At 63.1% G+C, this 25,068-nt stretch carries 18 protein-coding genes and 3 rRNA genes; 17 read left to right on the top strand and 4 right to left on the bottom strand.

Annotation, left to right across the window (positions count from 1 at the left end; translation table 11 throughout):
* The first annotated feature begins 10 nt into the window (after window positions 1-10).
* The 6 genes from FBY33_RS04105 to FBY33_RS04080 all read left to right on the top strand — a co-directional run bounded on the left by FBY33_RS04105 (window position 11) and on the right by FBY33_RS04080 (window position 7,561).
* Window positions 11-1,093, top strand: coding sequence for a FecCD family ABC transporter permease (locus tag FBY33_RS04105; RefSeq protein WP_142029416.1), 1,083 nt, complete (start codon window positions 11-13; stop codon window positions 1,091-1,093).
* Window positions 1,094-1,161: 68 nt separating this feature from the next.
* Window positions 1,162-2,205, top strand: coding sequence for a FecCD family ABC transporter permease (locus tag FBY33_RS04100; protein ID WP_235010633.1), 1,044 nt, complete (start codon window positions 1,162-1,164; stop codon window positions 2,203-2,205).
* A gap of 1 nt (window position 2,206) precedes the next feature.
* Complete coding sequence (locus FBY33_RS04095; RefSeq protein ID WP_142029414.1) at window positions 2,207-3,022, top strand: ABC transporter ATP-binding protein; 816 nt, start codon at window positions 2,207-2,209, stop codon at window positions 3,020-3,022.
* On the top strand, window positions 3,019-4,074 hold the full coding sequence (locus FBY33_RS04090) for a siderophore-interacting protein (RefSeq protein WP_142029413.1): 1,056 nt from the start codon (window positions 3,019-3,021) through the stop codon (window positions 4,072-4,074). The genes FBY33_RS04095 and FBY33_RS04090 overlap by 4 nt, the downstream gene beginning before the upstream one ends.
* Window positions 4,075-4,393: 319 nt before the next feature.
* Complete coding sequence (locus FBY33_RS04085) at window positions 4,394-6,589, top strand: CBM96 family carbohydrate-binding protein (protein WP_235010443.1); 2,196 nt, start codon at window positions 4,394-4,396, stop codon at window positions 6,587-6,589.
* Between the two features lie 126 nt (window positions 6,590-6,715).
* On the top strand, window positions 6,716-7,561 hold the full coding sequence (locus FBY33_RS04080; RefSeq protein WP_142029411.1) for an SGNH/GDSL hydrolase family protein: 846 nt from the start codon (window positions 6,716-6,718) through the stop codon (window positions 7,559-7,561).
* Here FBY33_RS04080 and FBY33_RS04075 read toward each other — a convergent pair.
* Window positions 7,558-7,863: a YciI family protein gene (locus tag FBY33_RS04075; RefSeq protein WP_142029410.1), complete on the bottom strand. Its 306-nt coding sequence runs from the start codon at window positions 7,861-7,863 to the stop codon at window positions 7,558-7,560. The genes FBY33_RS04080 and FBY33_RS04075 overlap by 4 nt on opposite strands.
* Before the next feature lie 61 nt (window positions 7,864-7,924).
* Between FBY33_RS04075 and FBY33_RS04070 the strand changes: the two genes are divergently transcribed.
* The 3 genes from FBY33_RS04070 (at window position 7,925) to FBY33_RS04060 (ending at window position 10,525) form a co-directional block, all read left to right on the top strand.
* Window positions 7,925-8,416 (top strand): MarR family winged helix-turn-helix transcriptional regulator, encoded by a 492-nt coding sequence (locus FBY33_RS04070; RefSeq protein ID WP_142029409.1) that lies wholly within the window; start codon window positions 7,925-7,927, stop codon window positions 8,414-8,416.
* A gap of 120 nt (window positions 8,417-8,536) precedes the next feature.
* On the top strand, window positions 8,537-9,727 hold the full coding sequence (locus FBY33_RS04065) for a glycosyltransferase 87 family protein (protein ID WP_142029408.1): 1,191 nt from the start codon (window positions 8,537-8,539) through the stop codon (window positions 9,725-9,727).
* Window positions 9,728-9,763: 36 nt separating this feature from the next.
* Window positions 9,764-10,525 carry an SGNH/GDSL hydrolase family protein gene (locus FBY33_RS04060; protein ID WP_142029407.1) on the top strand — a complete coding sequence of 254 codons (762 nt, stop codon included), beginning with the start codon at window positions 9,764-9,766 and terminating at the stop codon, window positions 10,523-10,525.
* Window positions 10,526-10,544: 19 nt separating this feature from the next.
* Here FBY33_RS04060 and FBY33_RS04055 read toward each other — a convergent pair whose 3' ends face one another.
* The 3 genes from FBY33_RS04055 to FBY33_RS04045 are packed head-to-tail and all read right to left on the bottom strand — an operon-like array spanning window position 10,545 to window position 13,352.
* The gene (locus tag FBY33_RS04055) at window positions 10,545-11,366 is read right to left on the bottom strand and encodes an FAD:protein FMN transferase (RefSeq protein ID WP_142029406.1); all 822 of its coding nucleotides are present in this window, start codon (window positions 11,364-11,366) and stop codon (window positions 10,545-10,547) included.
* Window positions 11,350-11,883, bottom strand: a complete 534-nt coding sequence (locus FBY33_RS04050; RefSeq protein ID WP_142029405.1) for an FMN-binding protein — start codon at window positions 11,881-11,883, stop codon at window positions 11,350-11,352. Before FBY33_RS04050 ends, FBY33_RS04055 begins: the two co-directional genes overlap by 17 nt.
* A complete protein-coding gene (locus tag FBY33_RS04045) occupies window positions 11,880-13,352 on the bottom strand; it encodes a ferredoxin reductase family protein (RefSeq protein WP_142029404.1) in 1,473 nt (490 codons plus the stop codon). Before FBY33_RS04045 ends, FBY33_RS04050 begins: the two co-directional genes overlap by 4 nt.
* Before the next feature lie 318 nt (window positions 13,353-13,670).
* On the opposite strand from FBY33_RS04045, the gene rpmB reads away from it, so the two are divergent.
* From rpmB to FBY33_RS04005, 8 genes are all read left to right on the top strand, one after another.
* Complete coding sequence (gene rpmB, locus FBY33_RS04040; RefSeq protein ID WP_050687447.1) at window positions 13,671-13,907, top strand: 50S ribosomal protein L28; 237 nt, start codon at window positions 13,671-13,673, stop codon at window positions 13,905-13,907.
* Window positions 13,907-14,074: a 50S ribosomal protein L33 gene (gene rpmG / locus FBY33_RS04035; RefSeq protein ID WP_013602737.1), complete on the top strand. Its 168-nt coding sequence runs from the start codon at window positions 13,907-13,909 to the stop codon at window positions 14,072-14,074. The genes rpmB and rpmG overlap by 1 nt, the downstream gene beginning before the upstream one ends.
* 2 nt (window positions 14,075-14,076) lie before the next feature.
* Window positions 14,077-14,382: a 30S ribosomal protein S14 gene (gene rpsN / locus FBY33_RS04030; RefSeq protein WP_142029403.1), complete on the top strand. Its 306-nt coding sequence runs from the start codon at window positions 14,077-14,079 to the stop codon at window positions 14,380-14,382.
* A 639-nt stretch (window positions 14,383-15,021) separates the two neighbouring features.
* Window positions 15,022-16,543: ribosomal RNA gene (locus FBY33_RS04025) — 16S ribosomal RNA — on the top strand.
* A 518-nt stretch (window positions 16,544-17,061) separates the two neighbouring features.
* Window positions 17,062-20,200, top strand: a 23S ribosomal RNA gene (locus FBY33_RS04020).
* A gap of 166 nt (window positions 20,201-20,366) precedes the next feature.
* Window positions 20,367-20,483 (top strand): 5S ribosomal RNA (gene rrf / locus FBY33_RS04015).
* The 16S, 23S and 5S rRNA genes sit together here, the layout of an rRNA operon.
* 93 nt (window positions 20,484-20,576) lie before the next feature.
* Window positions 20,577-21,584: a LacI family DNA-binding transcriptional regulator gene (locus tag FBY33_RS04010; RefSeq protein ID WP_142029402.1), complete on the top strand. Its 1,008-nt coding sequence runs from the start codon at window positions 20,577-20,579 to the stop codon at window positions 21,582-21,584.
* Window positions 21,585-21,679: 95 nt separating this feature from the next.
* A complete protein-coding gene (locus FBY33_RS04005) occupies window positions 21,680-24,712 on the top strand; it encodes a glycoside hydrolase family 2 TIM barrel-domain containing protein (RefSeq protein WP_142029401.1) in 3,033 nt (1,010 codons plus the stop codon).
* The last annotated feature ends 356 nt before the right edge of the window (window positions 24,713-25,068 follow it).

The following is a 25,068-nucleotide window of genomic DNA, read 5'->3' as shown; positions in this document are numbered from 1 at the left end:
GCACCCTTTCATGAGTACGACGACGGCACGTCCGGCCACGGGCACAGGCACCCAGGTGCCGGCCAAGGCAGCCGCTGCCCCCCGCCGCAGTGATGCTTCGGGAAGGAAGCGCACCGCCTGGCTGGCGGCCGCCGTCGTCGTGCTGGTGCTGGTGGCCGGGGCCTCGCTGGCCGTGGGGGCGCGGGAGGTTCCCCTTGGCACCGTATGGCAGGCCCTCGCCACGTTCGATCCCACCGACGGTGACCACGCCGTGGTCCAGGCCCGTATCCCGCGCACGGTCCTGGGCCTGCTGGCAGGCGGCTCCTTGGGCCTGGCCGGGGCCGCGATGCAGGGAGTCGCCCGCAATCCGCTGGCCGATCCCGGCATTATTGGCGTCAATGCCGGAGCTGCCCTGGCGGTGGTCGCCGGAATCTACGTCTTCGGCGTGGCCACCTTCTCCGGCTACGTCTGGTTCGCCTTTCTCGGGGCTGCCGTGGCCGCCGTCGTGGTGTACCTCATCGCCTCGCTGGGCAGGGATGGTGCCACTCCGGTGAAACTCGCACTGGCGGGAGCCGCGCTCAGCGCCGGACTGTCCTCGCTCATGAATGTCATCCTGGTCTCCAGCCAGGACACCCTGGACAGGTTCCGCTTCTGGCAGGTGGGCGGCATCGCGGGCCGTGACTGGACAGTGCTCCTGCCCGGACTGCCGTTCCTGGCCGCCGGTGGGGTCATCGTGCTGCTGGCCGGCCGGACCCTCAACGGCCTGGCACTGGGGGACGACGTGGCCCGGGGACTTGGCCAGCGGATTGGGCTGTCCCGCACCGTGGTGGCCCTCGGCATCGTCCTGCTGTGCGGTACGGCCACCGCGCTGGCGGGGCCCATCGGCTTCGTGGGCCTGGTGGTACCGCATGCCGTGCGCTTCCTCACCGGCCCCGACTACCGCTGGATCCTGCCCTTTTCCCTGGTGGTGGCCCCTGTCCTGCTCCTGGGTGCCGACATCCTTGGGCGGGTGGTCCTGCTTCCGGGCGAAGTCCCGGCCGGCATCATGACCGCCCTGGTAGGTGCGCCGGTATTCGTGTGGCTGATCCGCCGCGGAAAGGGGGCCGGGCTGTGACGCTCCTCAAACCCCGGCTTGCTCCATCAGATATGGCTGCTAAAACCCCCTCAAAGGGACCACAAGTGATGGAGCAACGCCGGGGACGCCTGCGCCTGAACCGGACCGCGTTTCTGGCAGCCGCCGTCGTGGTCCTGTTCTTCGCGTCAGTCCTGCTGGGCAGCTACACGGTGGGCATCCCGGACTTCTTCACCATCGTGGTCAACCATGTGAGCGGCGGTGCGAAGATTCCCGGCGCAAGCTTCATCGTGATGGAGAACAAGCTTCCGCGGGCCGTCACCGGCACCATGATCGGAATCGCCTTCGGGCTGGCCGGCGCACTGTTCCAGACCATGCTGCGGAACCCGCTCGCCAGCCCCGACGTCATCGGCATCAGCTCCGGCGCCAGTGCAGCCGCCGTGACTTCAATTGTCATTTTCGGCGCCTCCGGTGCTGTGGTTTCCGGGGCGGCGCTCGTGGGTGCCCTTGCCGTGGCCGCCCTGATCCATAAGATCTCCAGCGGCGGGGCTGTCCGCGGGACCGGGCGGGGGAATGCCGCGGGAAACCGGCTGGTCCTTGCCGGCGTCGGGATCGCGGCCGCCCTGCACGCCGTGGTCAGTTTCCTGATGACGCGCGCGGACATCCGCACCGCCGCCGACGTCCTGGTCTGGCTCAACGGATCCCTGAATTCCGCCAACTGGGACCGCGCCGGAGTCCTGTTCCTGGCGCTCGGGGTGCTGGTTCCCGCCACCGCGGTCATCGCCGGTCCGCTGCGCATCCTGGAACTGGGCGACGATGCAGCGGCCGGATTGGGGGTCCGCGTCAACGCGGCCCGCCTGGCATTGGTGCTCATTGCGGTGGCGCTGGCGGCCGTGGCGACGGCGGCCGCCGGGCCGGTCTCATTCGTCGCCTTCCTCGCCGGTCCCATCGCCCGCCGCTTCGCCGGCAAAGGCAGCCTGCCGGCGTCGGCCCTGGTGGGTGCCCTGATTGTCCTGGCGGCGGATTACGCCGCCGCGAACCTCGCCCCCCTGCTCCTGGACGGCACCGTCCTGCCGGTGGGTGTGGTCACCGGCGCGCTCGGCGCCCCGTTCCTGCTGTGGCTCCTGGTCACGGCCAATCGAAAGGATGCGTGACATGGCTGTTCTCGAAGCCCGGGACCTGACGCTCACCTACGGCCAAAGCTGCGTGGTGGACGGGCTCAGCGTCCGGATTCCCGCGGGCAAGGTGACCATGATCGTGGGCGCAAACGCCTGCGGAAAGTCCACCCTGCTCCGCGGACTGTCCCGGCTCCTGAAGCCTTCCGGCGGCGCCGTGACCCTCGACGGCAGGGATATCCATACCCGGCCCGCCCGCGAACTGGCCCGGACCCTCGGCCTGCTTCCCCAGCACCCCACCGCCCCGGACGGCATCACCGTCCGCGACCTGGTGGGACGCGGGCGCTACCCGCACCAGGGCTTCTTCCGCAGCTGGAGTGAAAAGGACGACGCCGCCGTGCAGCGTGCGCTGGAAGCCACCGGAACGCTGGACCTGGCCGGGCGCGACGTGGACGAACTGTCCGGCGGCCAGCGGCAGCGGGCCTGGATTGCGATGGCGCTGGCCCAGGAAACCGACGTCCTGCTGCTGGACGAACCCACCACCTACCTCGACCTGGCCCACCAGGTGGAGGTTCTGGACCTGGTCACGGACCTGAACCGCAGGCACGGCACTACCGTGGCCATTGTCCTGCACGATTTGAACCTCGCCGCCCGCTACGCGGACAACGTCATCGCCATGAAGGACGGTGCCGTGGCGGCAGTCGGGTCCCCGCGCGAGGTGGTGACGGAAGAACTGGTCCGTGACGTCTTCGGACTGGAGAGCCGCGTCATCCCGGACCCCGTCTCGGCCACTCCGCTGATCATTCCCATCGGCCGCCACCACACCCCAGCCAACGAACTGGAGCTCGTCCCATGAAGACCCGCCACAACGCACCTGCCCAGCCTGTGACCGCCCAGCCGATGAGCCTCGCCTTCGAGGTGACGGTCTCCTCCGTCCAGCAGCTCAGCCCCACGTTCCGGAGGATCACGTTCGGAGGCTACTCGCTGCGTGATTTCGGCGTCCACGGCCACACCCTGGACCTCCGGATCAAGCTCCTGATTCCGTCCCTGGCCCCGGACGGCTCACAGTTGCCGCTGCCGGCCTTCCACACAGGCCAGGCCGGGTGGTACCGCGACTGGCTTGCCACGGACCCGGAGGTTCGTGGGTCCATGCGTACCTACACCGTTCGCGAGGCGCGGCTGGACGGGGTGTACCCGGAGATCGACGTCGACTTCGTGATGCACCTCGACGGTCCGGACAACACCGGGCCTGCCGCCAACTGGGCCCTCGACGCCCGGCCCGGCGACGCCATCACCATCATCGGCCCCAACAACCGCGCCGCGCACTGCGTCACCGCGGAGACCTACTCCGGGATCGAATGGCGCCCCGGCCTGGCCCAGCGCATCCTGCTTGCCGGCGACGAAACCGCCGTCCCCGCCATCTCCGCCATCCTCGAAACGCTCCCCCCGTACATGAGCGGGCACGCTTTCCTCGAGGTTCCGCAGGCCGGCGACTTCCTGGAGCTCCACTCCCCGGCCGACATCGAAATCACCTGGCTGGCCCGCGGCGCCGCCATCGGCCGCTCCCGGCCCCACGGCCAACTCCTGCAGGAGGCCGTGCGCAAAGCCGTCCCCGAGCCGGGCTGGGTGGGCATCAGAACGGACGACGGCGGCGCAGGGTCCGAGCCCGAGGACGTCAACGTGGACACGGACATCCTCTGGGAAACGCCCGCCCGCCTGGAAACCGCGGACATCAGCGCCACCAAGAACCCTCGAATTCCTGCCGGCGCCATGCCCTTCTACGCCTGGATCGCCGGCGAGGCAGCCGTCATCAAGGACCTGCGGCGTTACCTGGTGCGCGACGTGGGGATGGACCGGAAACAGGTGGCCTTCATGGGTTACTGGCGGCAGGGCAAAGCCGAAGGGTAGCTTCGGCCCATGGTTGAGGCGCCGTAACTGCCGACTTGCCGTCGCTTAGACACCTCCCGGCGCTTCCTTCGGCCGCGGGCGGCCTCACTCAGCTCTGGTCGGCGATGCGCTCCTACGCAAGTCGTCAGTCACGGCTCGTTGTGGCGTCACTTCAGCCTGCTCCCGCGTAACACACGTTTTCAAGAATCGCCAGAGCGGTAATTGCTATGTCATAGGGTGTGACAAGCCGTATGCTTCGGTTATTTCAACTGGAACATTAAGGTCTCATTCCATGAAAACTATCCTGCGGCCGGCTATCTCTGCCCTGACACTTTTAGTCATGCTCGCCTCACTCGCCGTAGTGGGCAGCGTGGCGAACGCGGTTGGAGCGCTGACATTCGCACCGACCGCCGACAGCTATGTTCAGGCGGACCGGCCAACGGAGAACTTCGGGACCAGCGTCCGATGGTCCACGGAGGGCCGGACAAGCATTTCCCGGAACAGTCTGCTGAGGTTCAACGTCCAGGTCCCTGCCGGGGAGCACATCGTCTCGGCAAAGCTGCGGGCATACTCGGAGGCGGCGGCAACATCGACTGAGTTTGTGGATGTTTACACTACGAGCGGGGCATGGACCGAAACGGGCGTCACCTGGAACAACGCGCCGGCGCGCGGGACCTGGCTGGGCAAGACCGGCGGGTTCTCCAACGGCGCCTGGGTGGAATGGGACGTCACCAAGGGCGTCACCGCCACCGGCGGTGAGCAGAACTTCAGGCTGGAATCAGGCGCGCAGAAATGGCTGGGCTTCAAATCGAACCAGGCCTTGGACGCAGCACTCCGCCCCAAGCTGGTGGTCACCACCGAGGCTGACGCGGTGGTGGTGAACCCGACCCCGACGCCAACACCCACCCCCGCGCCTTCTGATCCGGGCGGCGTCCAGGCTGCTGCCACGCAGAACTGGGGTGCACCCGTCGCCGGGGACGAGTTCAACTACACCGGAGCCCCGGACGCAACCAAGTGGAGCGTGTACAACAGCGCAGGACACGCCGGCAAGGGCATCCGCAGCCCGCAGCAGGTAAAAGTGGACGGGTCCAAAATGGTCATGAGCGGAACACCGGACGGGACCACCGCCGGCATGTCCGCGAAGTTCGCCCGCCAGAAGTACGGGCGGTGGGAGGTCCGCGCCGCCGGGTCGGGCGACAATGAGTACCACATGGTTTCGATCCTGTGGCCGGACAGCGGGAACTGGCCTTGCGACGGCGAAGTGGATTATGCGGAAACATCGGGCGACTGGAACGTCATCAAGTTCTTCCAGCACTTCTCCTGCAGCAACTCCCAGACCAGGGCCAGCAAGACGCTGGACGTTTCCCAGTTCCACAACTACGCAGTGGACTGGTCCCCCGCCGGGATGGTTGGTTACGTGGATGGCGTGAAGTGGTTCGAGGACAACGACCCGACCCACCAGCCTCCAGGCAGCATGCACCAGACGCTGCAGCTGGATTGGTTCCCGGATTCCACTGCTGATGGTGCCGGGGAAATGCGCGTGGACTGGGTACGTGTCTACCCGGCAGCAGGCGCGACGAGCCCCAGCCCGACGCCTACCCCCACCTCGAGCCCGTCGCCGACTTCGAGCCCGACCCCGGCGCCTACCACTCCGCCGTCGGGTGATTCTTTCGAGTTCGCCGCCGTTGGCGACATGAACCCTTCAGGTAATACGTCGACGAGCTCGGCGTCCGGTAAGAACGCTGCCAGCATCATCGGGGGCCTCAATGATGGTTCGTTGGATAATTTCCTTGCCATCGGTGACTTCCAATATGACAAGGGGACCTGCTCAACGCTCGGGGCGTGGAACACGCTGTGGGGCGGATTGAAGGCCAAGACGTACTGGACCACGGGCCCCAACCACGATCTGGAGCCGGGTGTGAATGATGACGTGGACCGGTTCATGGACGGCCAATGCGTGAACTCCACCAAGTCCGCTACCAGCACTACTTTGGGCCGGTTCCAGGATGCGATGGAGTGGTATTCGTTCGAAAAGGGCAACTGGCATATTCTGGTGGCGCCCACGGCAACGTGGCGGTACAACGCGTCCCGGGCGCAGGCCATGACCGCGGAAATGGACGCTGACTTGAAGGCGGCCAAGGCTGCCGGGAAGCATCTGGCCGCCGTCTACCATGACCCATACTTCACCTCCAACACATCGAGCCACACCCGCTTCACCCAGGCGAAGCCTTGGATCGACATGTTCTGGAACAACCGGGTGAAAGTGTTGCTGTCCGGCTCCCAGCACAACTATGAGCGGACCTGCCCGGTGAACAACGCGGACCAGTGCGTACCGGACGGCATGCAGCAGTTCCAGGTGTCCACCGGCGGTATCGGCCTCCGCTCGTTCACCAGCGATCCGGCCTACATCCAGCGGAAGTTCAGCGACACCTGGGGCCACCTGAGGATGAGCTTGAAAGCGGACGGCTCCTACTCCTGGGAGTTCCGTCCCGTCCACGGAGGAATGCAGACGGACAGCGGGTCACGGACGCCATGATGCCGGGCCGCTCCCGACAGCAGGGGTGACCGCGCCAATCCGCCGCCGCCTCAACCGTGACGCCCGCTCACTTACTGTTCATCCCGGCGTCGTCCTTGCTTTCCCTTGTGCCGTTAGGTTGGGGCGGTGGCGCTTGAATCCTTGCTTCCTGACTTCGGGCGGCGCGTCTTTGTTGCCCTTGGTGACTCCTTCACCGAAGGGGTGGGGGACCGGGATGAGCGGCTGCCCAACGGGGTGCGGGGGTGGGCCGACCGGGTGGCCGAAAAACTCGCCAAGGCACAGCCGGGGTGGAAGTATGCCAACCTGGCCATCAGGAGCAAGCGGCTGCGGCACATCATCGACGAGCAGCTGGACCCGGCGCTGCGGATGCGGCCAACGCTGGTCACCCTCTACGCCGGCGGAAACGACATCCTGGACCTGAAGACCGACATGGGAGCGCTCATGGCGGACTACGAACAGCTTGTTGCCCGGCTCGCCGGCACCGGCGCCACGGTGGTCCTCTTCACCGGATTCGACGTCAAGGTTTCCGCGCTCCTGGAGCCGTTGAAGAAGCGCAACACCTATTACAACCAGCGGGTGCGGGACATCGCGGAGCAGTACGGCGCGGTGCTGATGGACTACTGGTGCCTGGAGGCCTTCCACGACCGCAGGATGTGGGATTCAGACCGGCTGCACATGTCCAAGGCGGGGCACAAATACCTGGCCGGGCAGGTGCTGGACCAGTTGGGCGTGCCGCACAGGATCAAGCCCAGGGACTGGGAGCCGCCGCCCCGGCTCAGCCTGCGCGAATGGGAGCGGTACCAGCGGCGCTGGGTCCACGACTGGGTGCTGCCGCTCTTTGGCCGCAAGCTCCGCGGCGTAACGCTGGGGGATACGCTCAGCCCGCGCTGGCCCCAGCCGGTGAAGGTTCCGCGGAAAGGCGGGCTGAAGAAGGTTGCGGCGGAATTGTCCGACGGCGGCGGCCCACCCTAGCTGGTCTGGGCGGGCGGGGTGTCCAGCAGGTTTTCAAACCCCGGGGCCACCCGGCCGGCGTGGAACTCCAGCACTTCAAAGTCGGCCACGCCGTTGACGTAGAACGGGTCCTGCGCCAGGCTCGCGTCCAGGGTTTCCCGTTCCGCCTGCGAAAGCAGCAGTCCTCCGGTGCGCGGGATCTTACGGCCGGCGGCAATGAAGACGCCGTCGTCGAACGCCTTCTGCAGCCAGGCAATGTGGGCGTTGTTGTGGAAGTCGACGATCTCCTGCGGCACGCGGTAGGTGAGGGACACAACATACATGGGGCCAAGCCTACCGGTGCCGCAGCAGGCTACTTGAAAGATCAATCGTAGAATGGAGCCCATGACCGAACCCCGCTGGCTCACCGCTGACGAACGCCGCGCATGGCTGGCGCTGGTGAGCATCAATACGCTGCTGCCCGCAGCGCTCGATACCAGGCTGCACGCAGCGGGGAAGCTGTCCCTTTTCGATTACACGGTCCTGGCCATGCTGTCCGAGGCCGAGGACCGGTTCCTGCCCATGAGCGAGCTCGCCGCGCGCAGCAGCGCATCACTGTCCCGCCTGTCGCATGTGGTCACCAAGCTGCAGAAGCGCGGCTGGGTTGAGCGCCGTCCCCATCCCCACGATGCAAGGGTCACCACCGCCCACCTCACTGAGGACGGCATGGCCACCATCGTTGGGCTGGCCCCTGGCCACGTTGAGGACGTCCGCGACCTGTTCCTCGACGCGCTGACGGAGCAGGATGTGCTGGACCTGGCCCGGATCGGCGAAAAAGTGGTGGGACGCCTGGACAAGGACCACTGGATCCTGCGCGAGACGCAGGGCGAAGCTTAATACAACCACCAGCCCTAAATATCTTTACATCAAGCAGAAAGCCTCCAAGTGGATACCATTCGGCCCCGCGCTGTCATACTTCTTTCCCGGAACAGAACAATCATCACTGCATTTGCTGCTGTGCACCTCCTGTTCCTGATGTTTCTGATTCCTGACATTATGGCGGGTCGCGTCTACGGAGATGTGGGTCTTTATCGCCAGTGGGCTTTTGCGGGAATCAAGGAGGGGGTTTGGCAGGGCATTGACGTACCTTGGGTCTATCCAATAGGTGCAATGCTGCCGATGCTGGCCGCGGGCCTTCTTGGGCAAAAGTTGTACATGCTCGGCTGGTTCCTCCTTTGCACCGTGCTGAATTTGTTGGCGCTGTTCGTATTGAAGCGCAGCCGGAGTTTGCCATTCGGGTGGCAGGCGGCGTACCTGTGGGTGCTGCTGATCGGTATATTGGGCCCGCTGGTGTTCTCACGGGTGGACGGCGTATCCGCCCCCCTCGTCGTCATCGGGCTGGTGTTCGCGGCAGAGCGGCCAGCAATCGCATCAGCTTTGTTGTCAGTGGCCACATGGGTGAAGGTATGGCCGGCTGCGGTTGTCCTTTCCCTGTTGCTGGCAACCAAGGCGCGTTTGCAGGTCCTCCTCGCGGGGGCTGCCGTCTCTGCGGTCATGATTGGGTCTGTTGTGGCCGGAGGCGGCGCCAGTAATCTTCTCGGGTTCGTGAAGGCCCAGGGTGAGCGCGGCATGCAGCTTGAGGCGCCCTTCACAACGCCGGGACTGTGGCAGGCGGTCCTTGGATGGGGTGCGTGGGTTCATCCGAATTTTGAACTTACGACATTGGAAATCAGGGGTACCCTCTCCGATTTCGTTGGAACCCTGATGAATCCCCTGCTGTGTGTCAGCTTGCTGCTGATAGGTCTGTTGATTCTGGCGGGGGTCAGGACGCGCGTAGACCGTCAGGAGCTTATGATGATGGGCGCCCTCGCGCTCGTATCGGCAATGATCGTCTTCAACAAGGTCGGGTCCCCGCAATTCATGATCTGGCTGGCTGCGGTTATTTGTGTTGGGTCAGCGTTGTATGGACTGCGTTGGGCTGTTCCCGCAATTGCGATGTTCGTGATTGGCATTCTCACAACGCTTGTCTTTCCAATTCTCTACGTTCAGCTCTATGTTGCCCTGAACCCCGGAGTGGCCCTGCTTCTGACTTTGCGAAACGCGCTTGTCATCATGGTCTTCGGTTGGAGCCTGATGAAGCTGTGGGGCATCGTGCGGTTTAAGAACAGTGAGGACCGCAGCGACGCCCGGGTTTCAGTCCACGACTGATTGGTTGCTCCCGGCAACGGATGGCAGACTAGCCGCATGGATTTTTCTTCCCGGTTCGTGGCCATTGGCGACTCTTTCACCGAAGGCGTCGGTGACGACGACCCCACACGCCCCAACGGTGTCCGCGGCTGGGCCGACCGGGTCGCAGAGCAGCTCTGCGCCGCCGATCCTGACTTCGGCTACGCCAACCTGGCCATCCGCGGCCGGAAGCTCCGCCAGATCCTGGCGGAGCAGGTGGACGCCGCCGTCGAACTTAATCCCACGCTGGTGAGTATCTACGCCGGTGCCAACGACATCCTTCGCCCGCGCGTGGACATCGATGACCTCCTCGTGGAGTACAACGACGCGGTCGGAAAGCTGGCTGCCACCGGCGCCACCGTGGTCATGTTCACCGGTTTCGATGCCCGGGGTTCAAAGGTTTTTGGCACCATGCGCGGCCGTACCGCCATCTACAACGAGCTGGTCCGGGGAATCGCGGGCGACCACGGCGCGCTGCTGGTCGATTACTGGCGCTTCAGCGAGTACTACGACTGGGGCATGTGGGCGCATGACCGGATGCACATGTCCGCTGCCGGCCACGCCAACATGGCCAAGCGGGTCCTCGAGGTCCTTAAATATGACCACTCCATCGACATCCCGCCGATGTCCCCGGTCCCGGAGTTGAAGGGCGCCGATGCCCTGCGTGCCAACGCCCAGTGGTTCCGCGAGTACGCGGCTCCGTGGGTGGTCCGGCGCGTAACCGGCAAGTCGTCCGGGGACAACCTGCAGCCGAAGTACCCGACGTTCACGCGGCTGTAGGGCCCCACTCAGCGGTGGCTCAGGCGGGGTGGAATGCGGGCGTCGCCAGGATGGAGCCGTCCGCGCGGATCGCCAGGACGGCAACATCCCATTGGTCCGTGGCGCGGTTCAGCATTTTGGTTCCGCCGGCAACGATCGCCGTGGCCAGGACATCGGCGGTGACAATGCCGGCGGCGGCCACAGTGACCTGGACAAACTCGGCGCCGCTTCCCAGCCGCCAAATGTGCTCGCCGCGCTCGGCGGAGCCGGAGGTGGCAATTGCCGTGTGCCGGCTGCTGCCACCCAGTGCGTAGCCCGCGACCAGGGTCAGGCGGTCTGCCGGGTCCACGATGCCCGCTTTCCAAGGCTCGCTGCTGCCGGGATGGGGCGAGCCGTTGACCAGGACGTCGCCGCCGGCGTTGAGGCACCAATCCTGCCGGCCCAAGGCCAGGAGCGAGGTACCTGCCTCGCGGATTGCATGACCTTTAATAATTCCGGAAAGGTCCAGCGCCCCGTCGGGCCGTTCAGGGGTGAAGGCGCCCTCCGTGCGCAGCCGCCATTCATGCGCCTCCGCATACCGCCCGCGCATCTGCTCCGAGGCACCGCGCAGCGTCAGTTCGCCGCGGGCCAGCCTGGCCGCCTCCGAATCCGGGTGGTACAGGCTGAATTTTTCGTCCAGTTCCCGGAAAAGGCGTTCGACGACGGCGGTGGCGGCGGCGAGCTCGTCAAGCCCCGGCTGCCCTTCCGCGGGGGAGGCGACGGGCAGCGTCAGTCCGATGACCGTACCCATGCATTCAAAGGTGCGGGCCTTCAGGATGGGACCGCCGGCTGCGGCGTCCACTGGGTTAGAGGTTGGCTGCATCGATGGCTGCCTGGAGTGAAGTCAGGTACGCGTCGCTGGTGATGGTGGCGCCGCTGACGGTCTGGACATCGGCCGACTGCGCCGCGAGGACCTTGCTGCGGAGCAGGGGTGCCGCGCGGTTGCTGATCTGGATGGACTTGCGGTCGGTGTTGGTCAGCTGCAGGGCGGTGACCTCCGTGATCTTTCCGCTGGCCACCGTGATCTGGACCTGCACGGGACCGAACCGGGTCTGAACCGCGGTTCCCTTGTAGGTGCCGGAGGCTGACGAGCCGGTCGAACCGGTTGAGCCGGTCGAACCGGAAGAGCCGGCGGAACCTGCCGAACCCGTGCCGGTCGATCCACCTGTGCCGGACGAACCCGTCCCCGTCGACCCGGTGCCCGTTGAATCCGTGGTGCCTGTCGCCGTCGTACTTGTTGCCACCGTGCTGATGCCGCCCACCTGCGTGCCTGCCTGCCATCCAGCCATGAGGATCCCGGCGGAGGCCAGGCCCGCTGCGATTGTTCCGCGTATTTTCACCAGTCAAACCTTTCGTGATGGATCTGTTCTTCACGGACGCCGGCCTTCCCGGCATCCGCTATGACGTTGGCCGCCCAGGCCGCCGGACCGCAGACGTAGACGTCCGCTTCCGCAATGTCCGGTACATAGGAGGTGAGGCTGTAGCCGCTCCGCACGGCGTCCTCCGGAAGCCAGGAGAAGCGGCCGTGGGCCCGTGTGCCGGTGAGGTGGAAGAGCCGGGCGCCACGGGCCTGGCAAAGATCGAGGATTTCGTGGCTTAGGTATAGCTCCTGGTCCGTGCGGCCGCGAAGCAGGACCGTTGCCTCGCCGGGAGCGAACGGCGTGGTCTCCAGCAGTGCGCGCAGGGGCGTGATGCCGATGCCCGCACCGATCATCACCACCTTGTTCCGGGTCCGGGCAGCCGTGCTGAGCAAGCCGTAAGGGCCTTCCAGGGCCACCTTGGTTCCCTTCCGCAGCCGGAGGAGCTGCGCCGATCCGCTGCCAAGGTTCCGCACGGTGACCCGCAGTGTCCCCTGACCGTCAGGGCCGTGCAGGACGGGCCCGGCGGACAGGCTGAACGGGTGGGGATGCCACCACATGCCCGGGGCCAGGAAGCGCCAGATGAAGAAGCGTCCGCCCGTGCCTGCCAGCTGGTCCAGCTTCCGGCCGCTCATGACGATGTTCACCACGCCGGGCGCCACAGCCTCCACGCGGGCCACGGTCAGCCGGTGCCGTGCCGTGGCCAGCACCGGCTCCAACACCCGGAAGTACACCAGTGCCGTGCCTGTGTAGATGCAGATGGCCAGCCAGTACCGGCGCTGCCAGGTGCCTGCCGCAAAGAGGCCGCCCACGCTGAACTGGTGCGGCAATGACGTTGCCACCGCGGCATAGGTCAGGAGGTGCACCACGTACCAGAACTCGTAGGGGAACCGACGCCGGACGGCCACCAGGGACGTCACGACGACGGCGATGAACAGCGCCATGGAGACGAACGCCAGCCACATGTCGGGCACCTGAAACCATAGGTTGATGGACTCGGTGACCGGATCCAGCCCCTCGGCCATGCCGTACCCAATAACGAGCAGGAGGCCGTGAGCCAGGAGCAGGTACAGGGAGGGCTTTCCCAGCTTCCCGTGGAACTCCAGGGCGCGGTCGTGGCCGATGGTGCGGTCAATAAATGGGATCCTCGCGGCCAGGAGAAGCATGAGCAGGACCAGGTCCATGCCCGCCAACCCGGCCACAATGCCCGCTGCCGTGAATGCGGCGGCGGGTGAGGTGATGCTGGTGGCCCCGCCGTCGGCAAGCCAAAGGGCAATTGCGGCGGCCACGGAGGTCCAGGCAATGACCGTCAGGAGATCCGTCCGCAGCATGCGCTGCCGGTACTGGCGGGCGAACCAGCCATGGGAGGGATTCTTCGGTGCTGGCAGTGAAAGCTCCGGGCGGCCGGAGCTGTTTGCGGCCGGTGATGCCGGCAGGAGCTGCGTCTTCATGCATCCACGATGCGCGCGAAAACTATGATCCTGCTGTGAAAAAGGGCCAGCCCTGGCTGTGATGTTTTGGCGGCCCTTATACACCCTTTGCGGCCCGATTGGTCTTTAATTGCGCCAACTCGTAGACTTGGTAGGCGCTAAGTGCGCGGAGCGTGCGCAATTGCTCCGGTTGCCCGGTAATTTTCTCCAGGGTGGCCGGTAGTTAGGGGCTCAAGTTGCGTGACTAACCGTTGCCCTTCTTCATTTTTGGGTCGCCCTTAGCAGCATGGTCCAGCAGCAGATATGCGGATCATTACTTTCAATTCTTGAGGAGAAGTCATGGCAGCACACTGCCAAGTGACCGGAGCCGAGCCGGGCTTTGGGCACAGCATTTCGCACTCGCACCGCCGCAACAAGCGCCGGTTCGATCCGAACATTCAGAAGAAGCGCTACTGGGTTCCGTCCCTGCGCCGTAATGTCACGCTGCAGGTATCTGCAAAGGGCATCAAGACCATCGACGTACGCGGCATCGACGTTGTCGTCGCCGCCATTCTGGCTCGTGGGGTGAAGCTCTAGTGGCTAAGGACAAGGACGTACGTCCCATCATCAAGCTCAAGTCGACCGCGGGCACGGGTTACACCTACGTAACCCGCAAGAACCGTCGTAACGACCCGGACCGTATGGTCCTGAAGAAGTACGACCCCAAGATCCGCCAGCACGTTGAATTCCGAGAGGAGCGCTAAACATGGCTAAGAAGTCCAAGATTGCTCGCAACGAGCAGCGCAAGGTCATCGTTGCGCGTTACGCTGCAAAGCGCCTCGAGCTGAAGAAGACCCTGGTTGACGAAAACGCAACCGACGAAGCACGCGAAGCAGCCCGCCTGGGCCTGCAGAAGCTGCCCCGCAACGCGTCCCCGATCCGTCTGCGTAACCGCGACATCATCGACGGCCGCCCCCGCGGCACGCTCCAGAAGTTCGGCATCTCCCGTGTCCGCTTCCGCGACATGGCTCACCGCGGCGAGCTTCCGGGCGTCACCAAGTCTTCCTGGTAATTCAGCACCGCTGAATCCAGCTGCTTGAGAAGGGCCGGCAACCTTAGGGTTGCCGGCCCTTCTGCTGTCTGCAGTGAAGTACCGCAGACTGTGCGGCAGCACACAGAGGGGAATAACGACGGCGGGAGGCGGCCTGGGTGCCTGCATGCCCCCAGCGGCCCCGGGATTCCGGGGTCTGGAAGCCGTTGGACGGCCGGTTTGCGGTGGGCCAAAAGTGCGTGTATTGTTTTCTAAGTCGCCGCGGGGGAGACAGCGAAGAGCTGGTAACCGCGGGTGGCAAACCCCCCAAAATATAAACCAAAATCTGGTTGCTCCTTAGGGCGCCGGAAATTGGTGGGGGCGGTCTTCATACTGATGGAAATCCTGAAAGACGGATTTGCATCGGGGTGGTTGATCCGGTAAGTTTGAAAAGTTGCTCCGGAGCGATCCTGAACGAAGGTTTGGGTGGTGCCGGGTGTGTCTGTTGTTTGAGAACTCAATAGTGTGCCAAGTTTGTTGATACCGATTTTTTATAAATTGGTTGATTGTGCTGTGCCGCCACCCCGTGGTTGGCATGGTGTTTTTAGCTGGTTTCAAATTTTGCAGCTGTTTCTGCCGTTATTTCCGGTGGTTGTGGTTGTGTTTCGTTTTTGTTTTACTTCAACGGAGAGTTTGATCCTGGCTCAGGATGAACGCTGGCGGCGTGCTTAACACATGCAAGTCGAACGATGAAGCCCACTTGTGGGTGGATTAGTGGCGAACGGGTGAGTAACACGTGAGTAACCTGCCCTTGACTCTGGGATAAGCCTGGGAAACTGGGTCTAATACCGGATATGACCTTCCATCGCATGGTGGTTGGTGGAAAGCTTTTGTGGTTTTGGATGGACTCGCGGCCTATCAGCTTGTTGGTGGGGTAATGGCCTACCAAGGCGACGACGGGTAGCCGGCCTGAGAGGGTGACCGGCCACACTGGGACTGAGACACGGCCCAGACTCCTACGGGAGGCAGCAGTGGGGAATATTGCACAATGGGCGCAAGCCTGATGCAGCGACGCCGCGTGAGGGATGACGGCCTTCGGGTTGTAAACCTCTTTCAGTAGGGAAGAAGCGAAAGTGACGGTACCTGCAGAAGAAGCGCCGGCTAACTACGTGCCAGCAGCCGCGGTAATACGTAGGGCGCAAGCGTTATCCGGAATTATTGGGCGTAAAGAGCTCGTAGGCGGTTTGTCGCGTCTGCCGTGAAAGTCCGGGGCTCAACTCCGGATCTGCGGTGGGTACGGGCAGACTAGAGTGATGTAGGGGAGACTGGAATTCCTGGTGTAGCGGTGAAATGCGCAGATATCAGGAGGAACACCGATGGCGAAGGCAGGTCTCTGGGCATTAACTGACGCTGAGGAGCGAAAGCATGGGGAGCGAACAGGATTAGATACCCTGGTAGTCCATGCCGTAAACGTTGGGCACTAGGTGTGGGGGACATTCCACGTTTTCCGCGCCGTAGCTAACGCATTAAGTGCCCCGCCTGGGGAGTACGGCCGCAAGGCTAAAACTCAAAGGAATTGACGGGGGCCCGCACAAGCGGCGGAGCATGCGGATTAATTCGATGCAACGCGAAGAACCTTACCAAGGCTTGACATGAACCGGTAACGCCTGGAAACAGGTGCCCCGCTTGCGGTCGGTTTACAGGTGGTGCATGGTTGTCGTCAGCTCGTGTCGTGAGATGTTGGGTTAAGTCCCGCAACGAGCGCAACCCTCGTTCTATGTTGCCAGCACGTGATGGTGGGGACTCATAGGAGACTGCCGGGGTCAACTCGGAGGAAGGTGGGGACGACGTCAAATCATCATGCCCCTTATGTCTTGGGCTTCACGCATGCTACAATGGCCGGTACAAAGGGTTGCGATACTGTGAGGTGGAGCTAATCCCAAAAAGCCGGTCTCAGTTCGGATTGGGGTCTGCAACTCGACCCCATGAAGTCGGAGTCGCTAGTAATCGCAGATCAGCAACGCTGCGGTGAATACGTTCCCGGGCCTTGTACACACCGCCCGTCAAGTCACGAAAGTTGGTAACACCCGAAGCCGGTGGCCTAACCCCTTGTGGGAGGGAGCTGTCGAAGGTGGGACTGGCGATTGGGACTAAGTCGTAACAAGGTAGCCGTACCGGAAGGTGCGGCTGGATCACCTCCTTTCTAAGGAGCACCTCCAACCTTTTCCTGTCCTGGTGAATGCCGGGGTGGGGGGTTGTCAGGAAGCAAGCCCGCAGCATGGACGTTTGTTCCGTGGCGGGTGCTCATGGGTGGAATATCAACGAATAGGTGCCTGGTGGGATGAACCATTTGTGCTAGTACGGGCCGGCTCCTTTGTGGGTTGGTTCAGGAACGTTGTGTGGTTTGTTCTGCTGGGTAGTGTTTGGCACACTGTTGGGTCCTGAGGCAACAGGGCCGGGGGTTTTTGCCGTCGGTGCTTTGTTTCTGGTTTCCCTGCCATGACGTTCCCGCGCATGCCGGCTCCCTTTTGGGGGTTGTGTGCGGGGGTGTGTGGTGTGGGGTTGTTGTTTGAGAACTACATAGTGGACGCGAGCATCTTGTATAAGAAGCAATTTCCAAGATTAATGAACCTGGATCTGGCTGCGCTGTTGACATCCTTTTTGGGGTGTTGGGGTGTGGTTGGTTTTCGTGGTTCTCTCGAAAATGTTTTTGATCTTTGTGGTCAAGTTTTTAAGAGCACACGGTGGATGCCTTGGCATTAGGAGCCGAAGAAGGACGTAGGAATCTGCGATAAGCCTGGGGGAGTCGATAACCGGACTGTGATCCCAGGGTGTCCGAATGGGGAAACCCCGCCAAGCGCGCGAGTGACTTGGTGACCCGTACCTGAACACATAGGGTGCGTGGGGGGAACGCGGGGAAGTGAAACATCTCAGTACCCGCAGGAAGAGAAAACAATAGTGATTCCGTTAGTAGTGGCGAGCGAACGCGGATCAGGCTAAACCGTTCCATGTGTGATAGCCGGCGGGCGTTGCATGGTCGGGGTTGTGGGACTTTCCATACCAGTTCTGCCGGGCTGGTGGGGTGTGATGTGCGCGCATAGGTGAACGGTTTTGAAAGGCCGGCCAGAGAGGGTGTTAGTCCCGTAACCGTAATGTGTTTGTACCGCCTGTGAGAGTATCCCAAGTAGTACGGGGCCCGAGAAATCCCGTGCGAATCTGTCAGGACCACCTGATAAGCCTAAATACTCCCTAATGACCGATAGCGGACCAGTACCGTGAGGGAAAGGTGAAAAGTACCCCGGGAGGGGAGTGAAACAGTACCTGAAACCGTGTGCTTACAATCCGTCGGAGCCAGTCTGATTCTGGTGACGGCGTGCCTTTTGAAGAATGAGCCTGCGAGTTAGTGTTACGTCGCGAGGTTAACCCGTGTGGGGCAGCCGTAGCGAAAGCGAGTCTGAATAGGGCGTTGCAGTGGCGTGATCTAGACCCGAAGCGAAGTGATCTACCCATGGCCAGGTTGAAGCGACGGTAAGACGTCGTGGAGGACCGAACCCACTTCAGTTGAAAATGGAGGGGATGAGCTGTGGGTAGGGGTGAAAGGCCAATCAAACTTCGTGATAGCTGGTTCTCCCCGAAATGCATTTAGGTGCAGCGTTGCGTGTTTCTTGCTGGAGGTAGAGCTACTGGATGGCTAATGGGCCCTACAAGGTTACTGACGTCAGCCAAACTCCGAATGCCGGTAAGTGAGAGCGCAGCAGTGAGACTGTGGGGGATAAGCTTCATAGTCGAGAGGGAAACAGCCCAGACCACCAACTAAGGCCCCTAAGCGTGTGCTAAGTGGGAAAGGATGTGGAGTTGCGAAGACAACCAGGAGGTTGGCTTAGAAGCAGCCACCCTTAAAAGAGTGCGTAATAGCTCACTGGTCAAGTGATTCCGCGCCGACAATGTAGCGGGGCTCAAGTACACCGCCGAAGTTGTGGATTTCGGATTTTAGCTAAGCCGCCCCTTGTGGGTTGGTTCAGGCGTCCGGAGTGGTAGGGGAGCGTCGTGTGGGCGGTGAAGTCGCGGTGTAAACCAGCGGTGGAGCCTACACGAGTGAGAATGCAGGCATGAGTAGCGAAAGACGGGTGAGAAACCCGTCCGCCGAATGATCAAGGGTTCCAGGGTCAAGCTAATCTGCCCTGGGTAAGTCGGGACCTAAGGCGAGGCCGACAGGCGTAGTCGATGGACAACGGGTTGATATTCCCGTACCGGCGAAAAACCGCCCATGCTGAGCGGGGGATACTAACTGCCCGAAACCTGCCCGACCGTCCTTTGGATGGAAGGGTTTTGGTGGAGCGCAGGACCTGATCCCGGGAGGCAAGCGTATTAACAGGTGTGACGCAGGAAGGTAGCCGAGCCGGGCGATGGTTGTCCCGGTCTAAGGATGTAGGGCGAGTGGTAGGCAAATCCGCCACTCATATAAGCCTGAGATCTGATGGGACCCCCGTTTGGGGGGATTTGGTGATCCTATGCTGCCGAGAAAAGCATCGACGCGAGGTTTTAGCCGCCCGTACCCCAAACCGACACAGGTGATCAGGTAGAGAATACCAAGGCGATCGAGAGAATTATGGTTAAGGAACTCGGCAAAATGCCCCCGTAACTTCGGGAGAAGGGGGGCCCCAACCTTGAACGGTACTAGCGACCGGGAGGGGATCGGGGCCGCAGAGACCAGGGGGAAGCGACTGTTTACTAAAAACACAGGTCCGTGCGAAGTCGCAAGACGATGTATACGGACTGACTCCTGCCCGGTGCTGGAAGGTTAAGAGGACCGGTTAGCCGCAAGGCGAAGCTGAGAATTTAAGCCCCAGTAAACGGCGGTGGTAACTATAACCATCCTAAGGTAGCGAAATTCCTTGTCGGGTAAGTTCCGACCTGCACGAATGGAGTAACGACTTCCCCGCTGTCTCAACCATAAACTCGGCGAAATTGCAGTACGAGTAAAGATGCTCGTTACGCGCAGCAGGACGGAAAGACCCCGAGACCTTTACTATAGTTTGGTATTGGTGTTCGGAGTGGCTTGTGTAGGATAGGTGGGAGACGTTGAAGCCCGGACGCCAGTTCGGGTGGAGTCATCGTTGAAATACCACTCTGGTCACTTTGGACATCTAACTTCGGCCCGTAATCCGGGTCAGGGACAGTGCCTGATGGGTAGTTTAACTGGGGCGGTTGCCTCCTAAAAAGTAACGGAGGCGCCCAAAGGTTCCCTCAGCCTGGTTGGCAATCAGGTGTCGAGTGTAAGTGCACAAGGGAGCTTGACTGTGAGAGAGACATCTCGAGCAGGGACGAAAGTCGGGACTAGTGATCCGGCGGTACATTGTGGAATGGCCGTCGCTCAACGGATAAAAGGTACCTCGGGGATAACAGGCTGATCTTGCCCAAGAGTCCATATCGACGGCATGGTTTGGCACCTCGATGTCGGCTCGTCGCATCCTGGGGCTGGAGTAGGTCCCAAGGGTTGGGCTGTTCGCCCATTAAAGCGGTACGCGAGCTGGGTTTAGAACGTCGTGAGACAGTTCGGTCCCTATCCGCTGCGCGCGCAGGAAATTTGAGAAGGGCTGTCCTTAGTACGAGAGGACCGGGACGGACGAACCTCTGGTGTGTCAGTTGTACTGCCAAGTGCACCGCTGATTAGCTACGTTCGGATGGGATAACCGCTGAAAGCATCTAAGCGGGAAGCTCGCTTCGAGATGAGATTTCCATACACCCTCGGGTGTGAGAGGCCCCCAGCCAGACCACTGGGTTGATAGGCCGGATGTGGAAGCGAGGACTCACGACTCGTGAAGCTGACCGGTACTAATAGGCCAACAACTTACACCACACAGATATATACAAAACTCTGCTTGCGTCCACTATGTGGTTCCCAACCAACAACCCAACACCGGGGTTTTGGCAGGAACCAACAATTGAATAACAACACCACAATGTTGTAACCACACAGATTTCCCCACACCCACCAAAACACCGGGGGTGACGGGTAAAAGGGTTACGGCGGTCATAGCGTGGGGGAAACGCCCGGTCCCATTCCGAACCCGGAAGCTAAGACCCACAGCGCCGATGGTACTGCACCCGGGAGGGTGTGGGAGAGTAGGTCACCGCCGGACACACATTAATGGTCGAGGCCCCAACCACACACGGTTGGGGCCTCCCACATTTAACAAAGCACCCAGATTTAACACCGCCTAGACTTACGGTTTATGACTCCCCGAACCCCGAGCCCCAGGGGCCGGCGTGCCACCATCCTGGATGTGGCAGCCGCAGCAGGCGTATCACGCCAGACTGTTACCCGGGCCATGAATGACATGGCGGGCATCAGCGCCGGGACGCGGGAGCGGGTCCAGAAGCTCGCTGCCGAGATGGGTTACAGCCCCAGCCGCTTCGCGAAAGGCCTTGTCCAGGGTGCGCGGATCTCTGTGGGCCTGGCCATCCCTGACCTGACCAACCCTTACTTCCCGGCCTTTGCGTCGAGTGTGGTGGAGGCTGCCACGGAGCGGGGCTGGAATGTGGTGGTGGACGACTACGGGCACGGAACCGGCAGCGCGGTGGACGCTGCCGCCCGGCTTGCGCCCCAGGTTGATGCACTGATCGGATACCTTGTACCCCATCCGGATGAGGCGCAGTCGCTGATGGGCCGGCGCCCCGTCGTCGCCCTGGACTCCCCGGACGCCGGCACCGCCGGCGGGATTTCCTTTGACTACCACCACGCAGCCCGGCTCGCGCTCACCCATCTTGTTTCCCGCGGCTGCCGGAGCATTGCCTTCCTGGACTCGGACCAGGGGGGCCCGTCCGCCAGCCGGAGCGCCGCTGCAGCTGCCGTCGCGGCCGAGGCAGGCTTCCACCTTGCCCGCTTCCAGGCGCACCCGTCCGCGGCGGCGGCAAAGTCTGCTGTGGCCGTCCTTATGGCGGGGGATAATCGACCTGATGGCATTCTGGCCTTCAATGACCTGATGGCAGCCGGCGCGTTGAAGGCATTGCAGGAGTCAGGCATCCCCGTCCCCGGCGATTGTGCTGTCATCGGCATGGACGGAATTCCGCTCGGAGAGCTGCTTACGCCTGAGTTGACCACCCTCTCCCTGGACCTGCGCGGCGTGGGCCGGGCCGCCGTCGGCCTCCTGGATGGTCTGCTCACGGGGGCTATCCCGGACCGCAGCCCTGAGGCCCATCTGACCCTGCGGCATCAGCTGATCCTTAGGCAATCAGCCTGACCCCTACCCAAATCGTGAGTAAGCGCATAGGCTTTTGAGCTGAAACGTGAACGTTCACGCACCACCTCAACAAATTCTCCCCGCTAGGAAAATCCATGCCAGCCCACACCCCCGCCGCAACCCGCGGCCCCCGGTCCGCTTCGACAGCCGCAAGCTCCTCCCGCAGCCTCGATCTCGCCGCGGCCGATGTCGCCGAGTTGGCCTCCATGGGACCCGGCCGCGGAGCACTCCCGGCGCGGGTTTACCTGGAGTCGGATGCACCCCGGCTCTCACTCAACGGGGAATGGCAGTTCCGCCTGAGCTCCGGAATCAGGACGGCCCCCAACGACGGCTGGCAGGACGGCAGGGATCTCTCCGGCTTCACCCCCCTGCCCGTCCCCTCCAGCTGGAACATGCACGGGCACGGCTCGCCGGCCTACACCAACGTCCAGTTCCCCTTCGCGGTGGAACCGCCCCACGCACCGGACGCCAACCCGGTCGGTGACCACCTGGTGACCTTTGACGCCGGCCCGGAGTTCTTTCCGCGGGCCCTGCTGCGCTTCGATGGGATCGACTCGGCCGGGACCGTCTGGCTGAACGGGGTGGAGCTCGGGACCACCCGCGGGAGCCGGCTGGCCCACGAATTCGACGTCTCCGGCATCCTGGTGGAAGGAGCCAATACACTGGCCGTGCGGGTGGCCCAGTTCTCCGCTGCGAGCTATGTGGAGGACCAGGACATGTGGTGGCTGCCGGGCATCTTCCGGGACGTCACCCTGCAGGCTCGGCCGGAGGACGGCATCGATGATGTCTTCGTCCACGCGGGCTATGACCCGGGAACGGGCGAAGGCACGTTCCGTGTGGAGGTGAGCCGGGCGGGGAAGGCGATTGACGCCGTCGTACGCGTTCCGGAACTTGGCCTTGAACTGCCTGCGGGCGTGGAACACCATATCTCCGCCGTGGAGCCATGGTCCGCCGAGATCCCGCGACTCTACAACGCGACGGTGAGCACCCCTGGTGAGTCTGTTGCCCTGCAGCTGGGTTTCCGCAGCATCGTCATTGAGGACGCCCAGTTCAAGGTCAACGGCCGCCGGATCCTGCTCCGGGGAGTGAACCGCCACGAGCACCATCCCAGGCTCGGCCGTGTGGTGCCGCGGGACGTGGTGGAGGCGGAGCTGCGCCTGATGAAGCAACACAACATCAATGCCATCCGGACATCCCACTACCCGCCGCACCCGGAATTCCTGGCACTGGCAGACCGGCTCGGCTTTTACGTGGTCCTTGAATGCGACCTCGAGACGCACGGCTTCCACAGTGCCGGTTGGGCACAGAACCCCAGCGATGATCCGCAGTGGGAGGAGGCCCTGCTGGACCGGATGCGGCGCACCGTTGAGCGCGACAAGAACCATCCTTCGGTGATCATGTGGTCCCTGGGCAACGAGGCCGGCACCGGCCGGAACCTTGCGGCGATGTCGCGGTGGACCAAGGACCGTGACCCCTCCCGCCCCATCCACTACGAGGGCGACTGGTCCTCACCGGACGTGGACGTCTACTCCCGGATGTATGCCAGCCAGGCCGAGACGGCGCTCATCGGGCAGGGCATTGAGCCGCCGCTCGAGGACGCGGAACTGGATGCGCGGCGCCGGGCCATGCCGTTCGTGCTGTGTGAATACGTCCACGCGATGGGCAACGGGCCGGGCGGCATGAGCGAATACCAGGACCTCTTCGACAAGTATCCGCGGCTGATGGGCGGCTTCGTCTGGGAGTGGCTGGAGCACGGGATCCTTGTTCCCTCGCCGGGCGGTGGCGAGCATTTCGCCTACGGTGGGGACTTTGGCGAGGAAGTCCATGACGGCAACTTCGTCACGGACGGGCTGGTGGACGCCAACCGTAAACCCCGCCCCGGCCTGTTGGATTTCAAGAAGGTGATTGCTCCGCTGCGCATCGAAATTTCGCCGCCATGGTCCAGTTTCACTGTGCGGAACGGTCAGGACTTCGCGGATACGTCCGCCTACCGCTTTCAGTACAAGGTGGAGGACGACGGCGGCGCGCGGCTGGAGGGAACGGTGGCTGTTGCGCCGCTGGCGGCGCAGTCCACGGCTGCCGTGGAGCTGCCGGCGGAGGTTGCCGGGTACGTGGCGGGGCTGCCGCAGGACCGGACCGCAGTGCTCACCGTGAGTGCTGTGCTGGCCGCGGACACCGGCTGGGCGGCTGCCGGCCACGAGGTTGCCTGGGGGCAGGCTGCCAGATTCGCTTCTCCAGTCGCGGAGGTGCCGGCCGGGGACCTGGTTGAAGCCGGGGACGACGAACTCCGGCTGGGGACCGCGGTGTTCAACCGCACCACCGGAATGCCAACGTCCATTGGTGGACTTCCCGTGGAAAAGTTCGGCTTGGTCCTATGGTGGGCCCCGACCGACAACGACCTTGGCCGGGAGTGGGGAGGTCCGGACGAACGGCCCCTTGCCATTCAGTGGAAGGACGCGGGACTCGACCGGATGCACCCCCGGCTGCTGGGCATCCGCACGGAGTCCTCGCGCGACGGCGGTGAGCACCTCCGCGTCAGCACGCGCATGGGCGCAGCGGACAAGCAGTTTGGTCTGCTGGTGGACTATGTGTGGGCCAGCAGCTCCGGCTCACTGGCTCTGCGGACCCAGGTCCGGCCGGTGGGGGAGTGGGTCAACGCCGGCTTCGAGGTGGAGTGGGCGCGGATCGGACTGGAGCTGGTCCTGGGCTCAGAGACCACCAATGTGCAGTGGTTCGGGCAGGGACCGCACCAGAGCTACCCGGATACGGGCCAGGGTGCCCGGACGGGGTGGTTTGAACTTCCCCTCGGTGAACTGGATGTGGACTATGTCCGTCCGCAGGAATCGGGAGCCCGGTCCGGCGTACGGTCCGCTGTCCTGCAGACCGGCGGCAGGGAACTGCGCATTTCCGGCGAACCCTTTGCCCTGACGGTTCGGCCCTACAGCATGCAGGCTCTGGATGCGGCCACACACAGGCCGGATCTGGTGCCTGACGGGCGGAGCTACATCTACGTGGACCATGCCATGAGGGGTGTTGGCACCGCGGCCTGTGGCCCCGGCGTTCTGGAGCCGTACCGGCTCAAGCCCCGGCAGGCTGACTTCGAAGTTGTCCTCAACGTGCAGGGGTAGCCTCATTTGGCTCCTTGTCAGTGTGAGCCACTCCATAGAAGCAGTAAACCTGTCCTGGCTGGGGGAAATGGCCTGACGGTACCCCCAGGAACCGCGGGTTTCCGGGGTTCCTGAGGGGCATGGGCGCCTTTTGGGGCCGATTTGCGGTTGGGTGTGGGGGCGGGTATTGTTTTCTGAGTCGCCGCCGCTGAAGCGGAAAGATAGCGGCCAAACCCCTTACGAAACAGCCTGAAAATGGTTCGCCTCTTGGCGTGCCGGACGTGGGTGGGGCTGGTTTCAGAGCTAAGAAGATCGCGGAAACGCCGATTTGCGAAGCTCGTTGAAACCGGGTAAGTTTGAAAAGTTGCTCCGGAGCG

Source organism: Arthrobacter sp. SLBN-112 (genome assembly GCF_006715225.1).
GTDB lineage: Bacteria > Actinomycetota > Actinomycetes > Actinomycetales > Micrococcaceae > Arthrobacter.
This window is presented reverse-complemented; position numbering and strand designations above follow the sequence as displayed.

What these genes read in the sequence shown, in the direction of transcription:
- FBY33_RS04070 (WP_142029409.1), top strand. Translation starts at nt 7,925, where the DNA reads ATGACCGAACCCCGCTGGCTCACCGCTGACGAACGCCGCGCATGGCTG.
- FBY33_RS04100 (WP_235010633.1), top strand. Translation starts at nt 1,162, where the DNA reads ATGGAGCAACGCCGGGGACGCCTGCGCCTGAACCGGACCGCGTTTCTG.
- FBY33_RS04005 (WP_142029401.1), top strand. Translation starts at nt 21,680, where the DNA reads ATGCCAGCCCACACCCCCGCCGCAACCCGCGGCCCCCGGTCCGCTTCG.
- FBY33_RS04085 (WP_235010443.1), top strand. Translation starts at nt 4,394, where the DNA reads ATGCTCGCCTCACTCGCCGTAGTGGGCAGCGTGGCGAACGCGGTTGGA.
- FBY33_RS04095 (WP_142029414.1), top strand. Translation starts at nt 2,207, where the DNA reads ATGGCTGTTCTCGAAGCCCGGGACCTGACGCTCACCTACGGCCAAAGC.
- FBY33_RS04105 (WP_142029416.1), top strand. Translation starts at nt 11, where the DNA reads ATGAGTACGACGACGGCACGTCCGGCCACGGGCACAGGCACCCAGGTG.
- rpmB (WP_050687447.1), top strand. Translation starts at nt 13,671, where the DNA reads ATGGCAGCACACTGCCAAGTGACCGGAGCCGAGCCGGGCTTTGGGCAC.
- FBY33_RS04045 (WP_142029404.1), bottom strand. Translation starts at nt 13,352, where the DNA reads ATGAAGACGCAGCTCCTGCCGGCATCACCGGCCGCAAACAGCTCCGGC.
- FBY33_RS04055 (WP_142029406.1), bottom strand. Translation starts at nt 11,366, where the DNA reads ATGCAGCCAACCTCTAACCCAGTGGACGCCGCAGCCGGCGGTCCCATC.
- FBY33_RS04060 (WP_142029407.1), top strand. Translation starts at nt 9,764, where the DNA reads ATGGATTTTTCTTCCCGGTTCGTGGCCATTGGCGACTCTTTCACCGAA.
- FBY33_RS04090 (WP_142029413.1), top strand. Translation starts at nt 3,019, where the DNA reads ATGAAGACCCGCCACAACGCACCTGCCCAGCCTGTGACCGCCCAGCCG.
- rpsN (WP_142029403.1), top strand. Translation starts at nt 14,077, where the DNA reads ATGGCTAAGAAGTCCAAGATTGCTCGCAACGAGCAGCGCAAGGTCATC.
- FBY33_RS04075 (WP_142029410.1), bottom strand. Translation starts at nt 7,863, where the DNA reads ATGTATGTTGTGTCCCTCACCTACCGCGTGCCGCAGGAGATCGTCGAC.
- FBY33_RS04010 (WP_142029402.1), top strand. Translation starts at nt 20,577, where the DNA reads ATGACTCCCCGAACCCCGAGCCCCAGGGGCCGGCGTGCCACCATCCTG.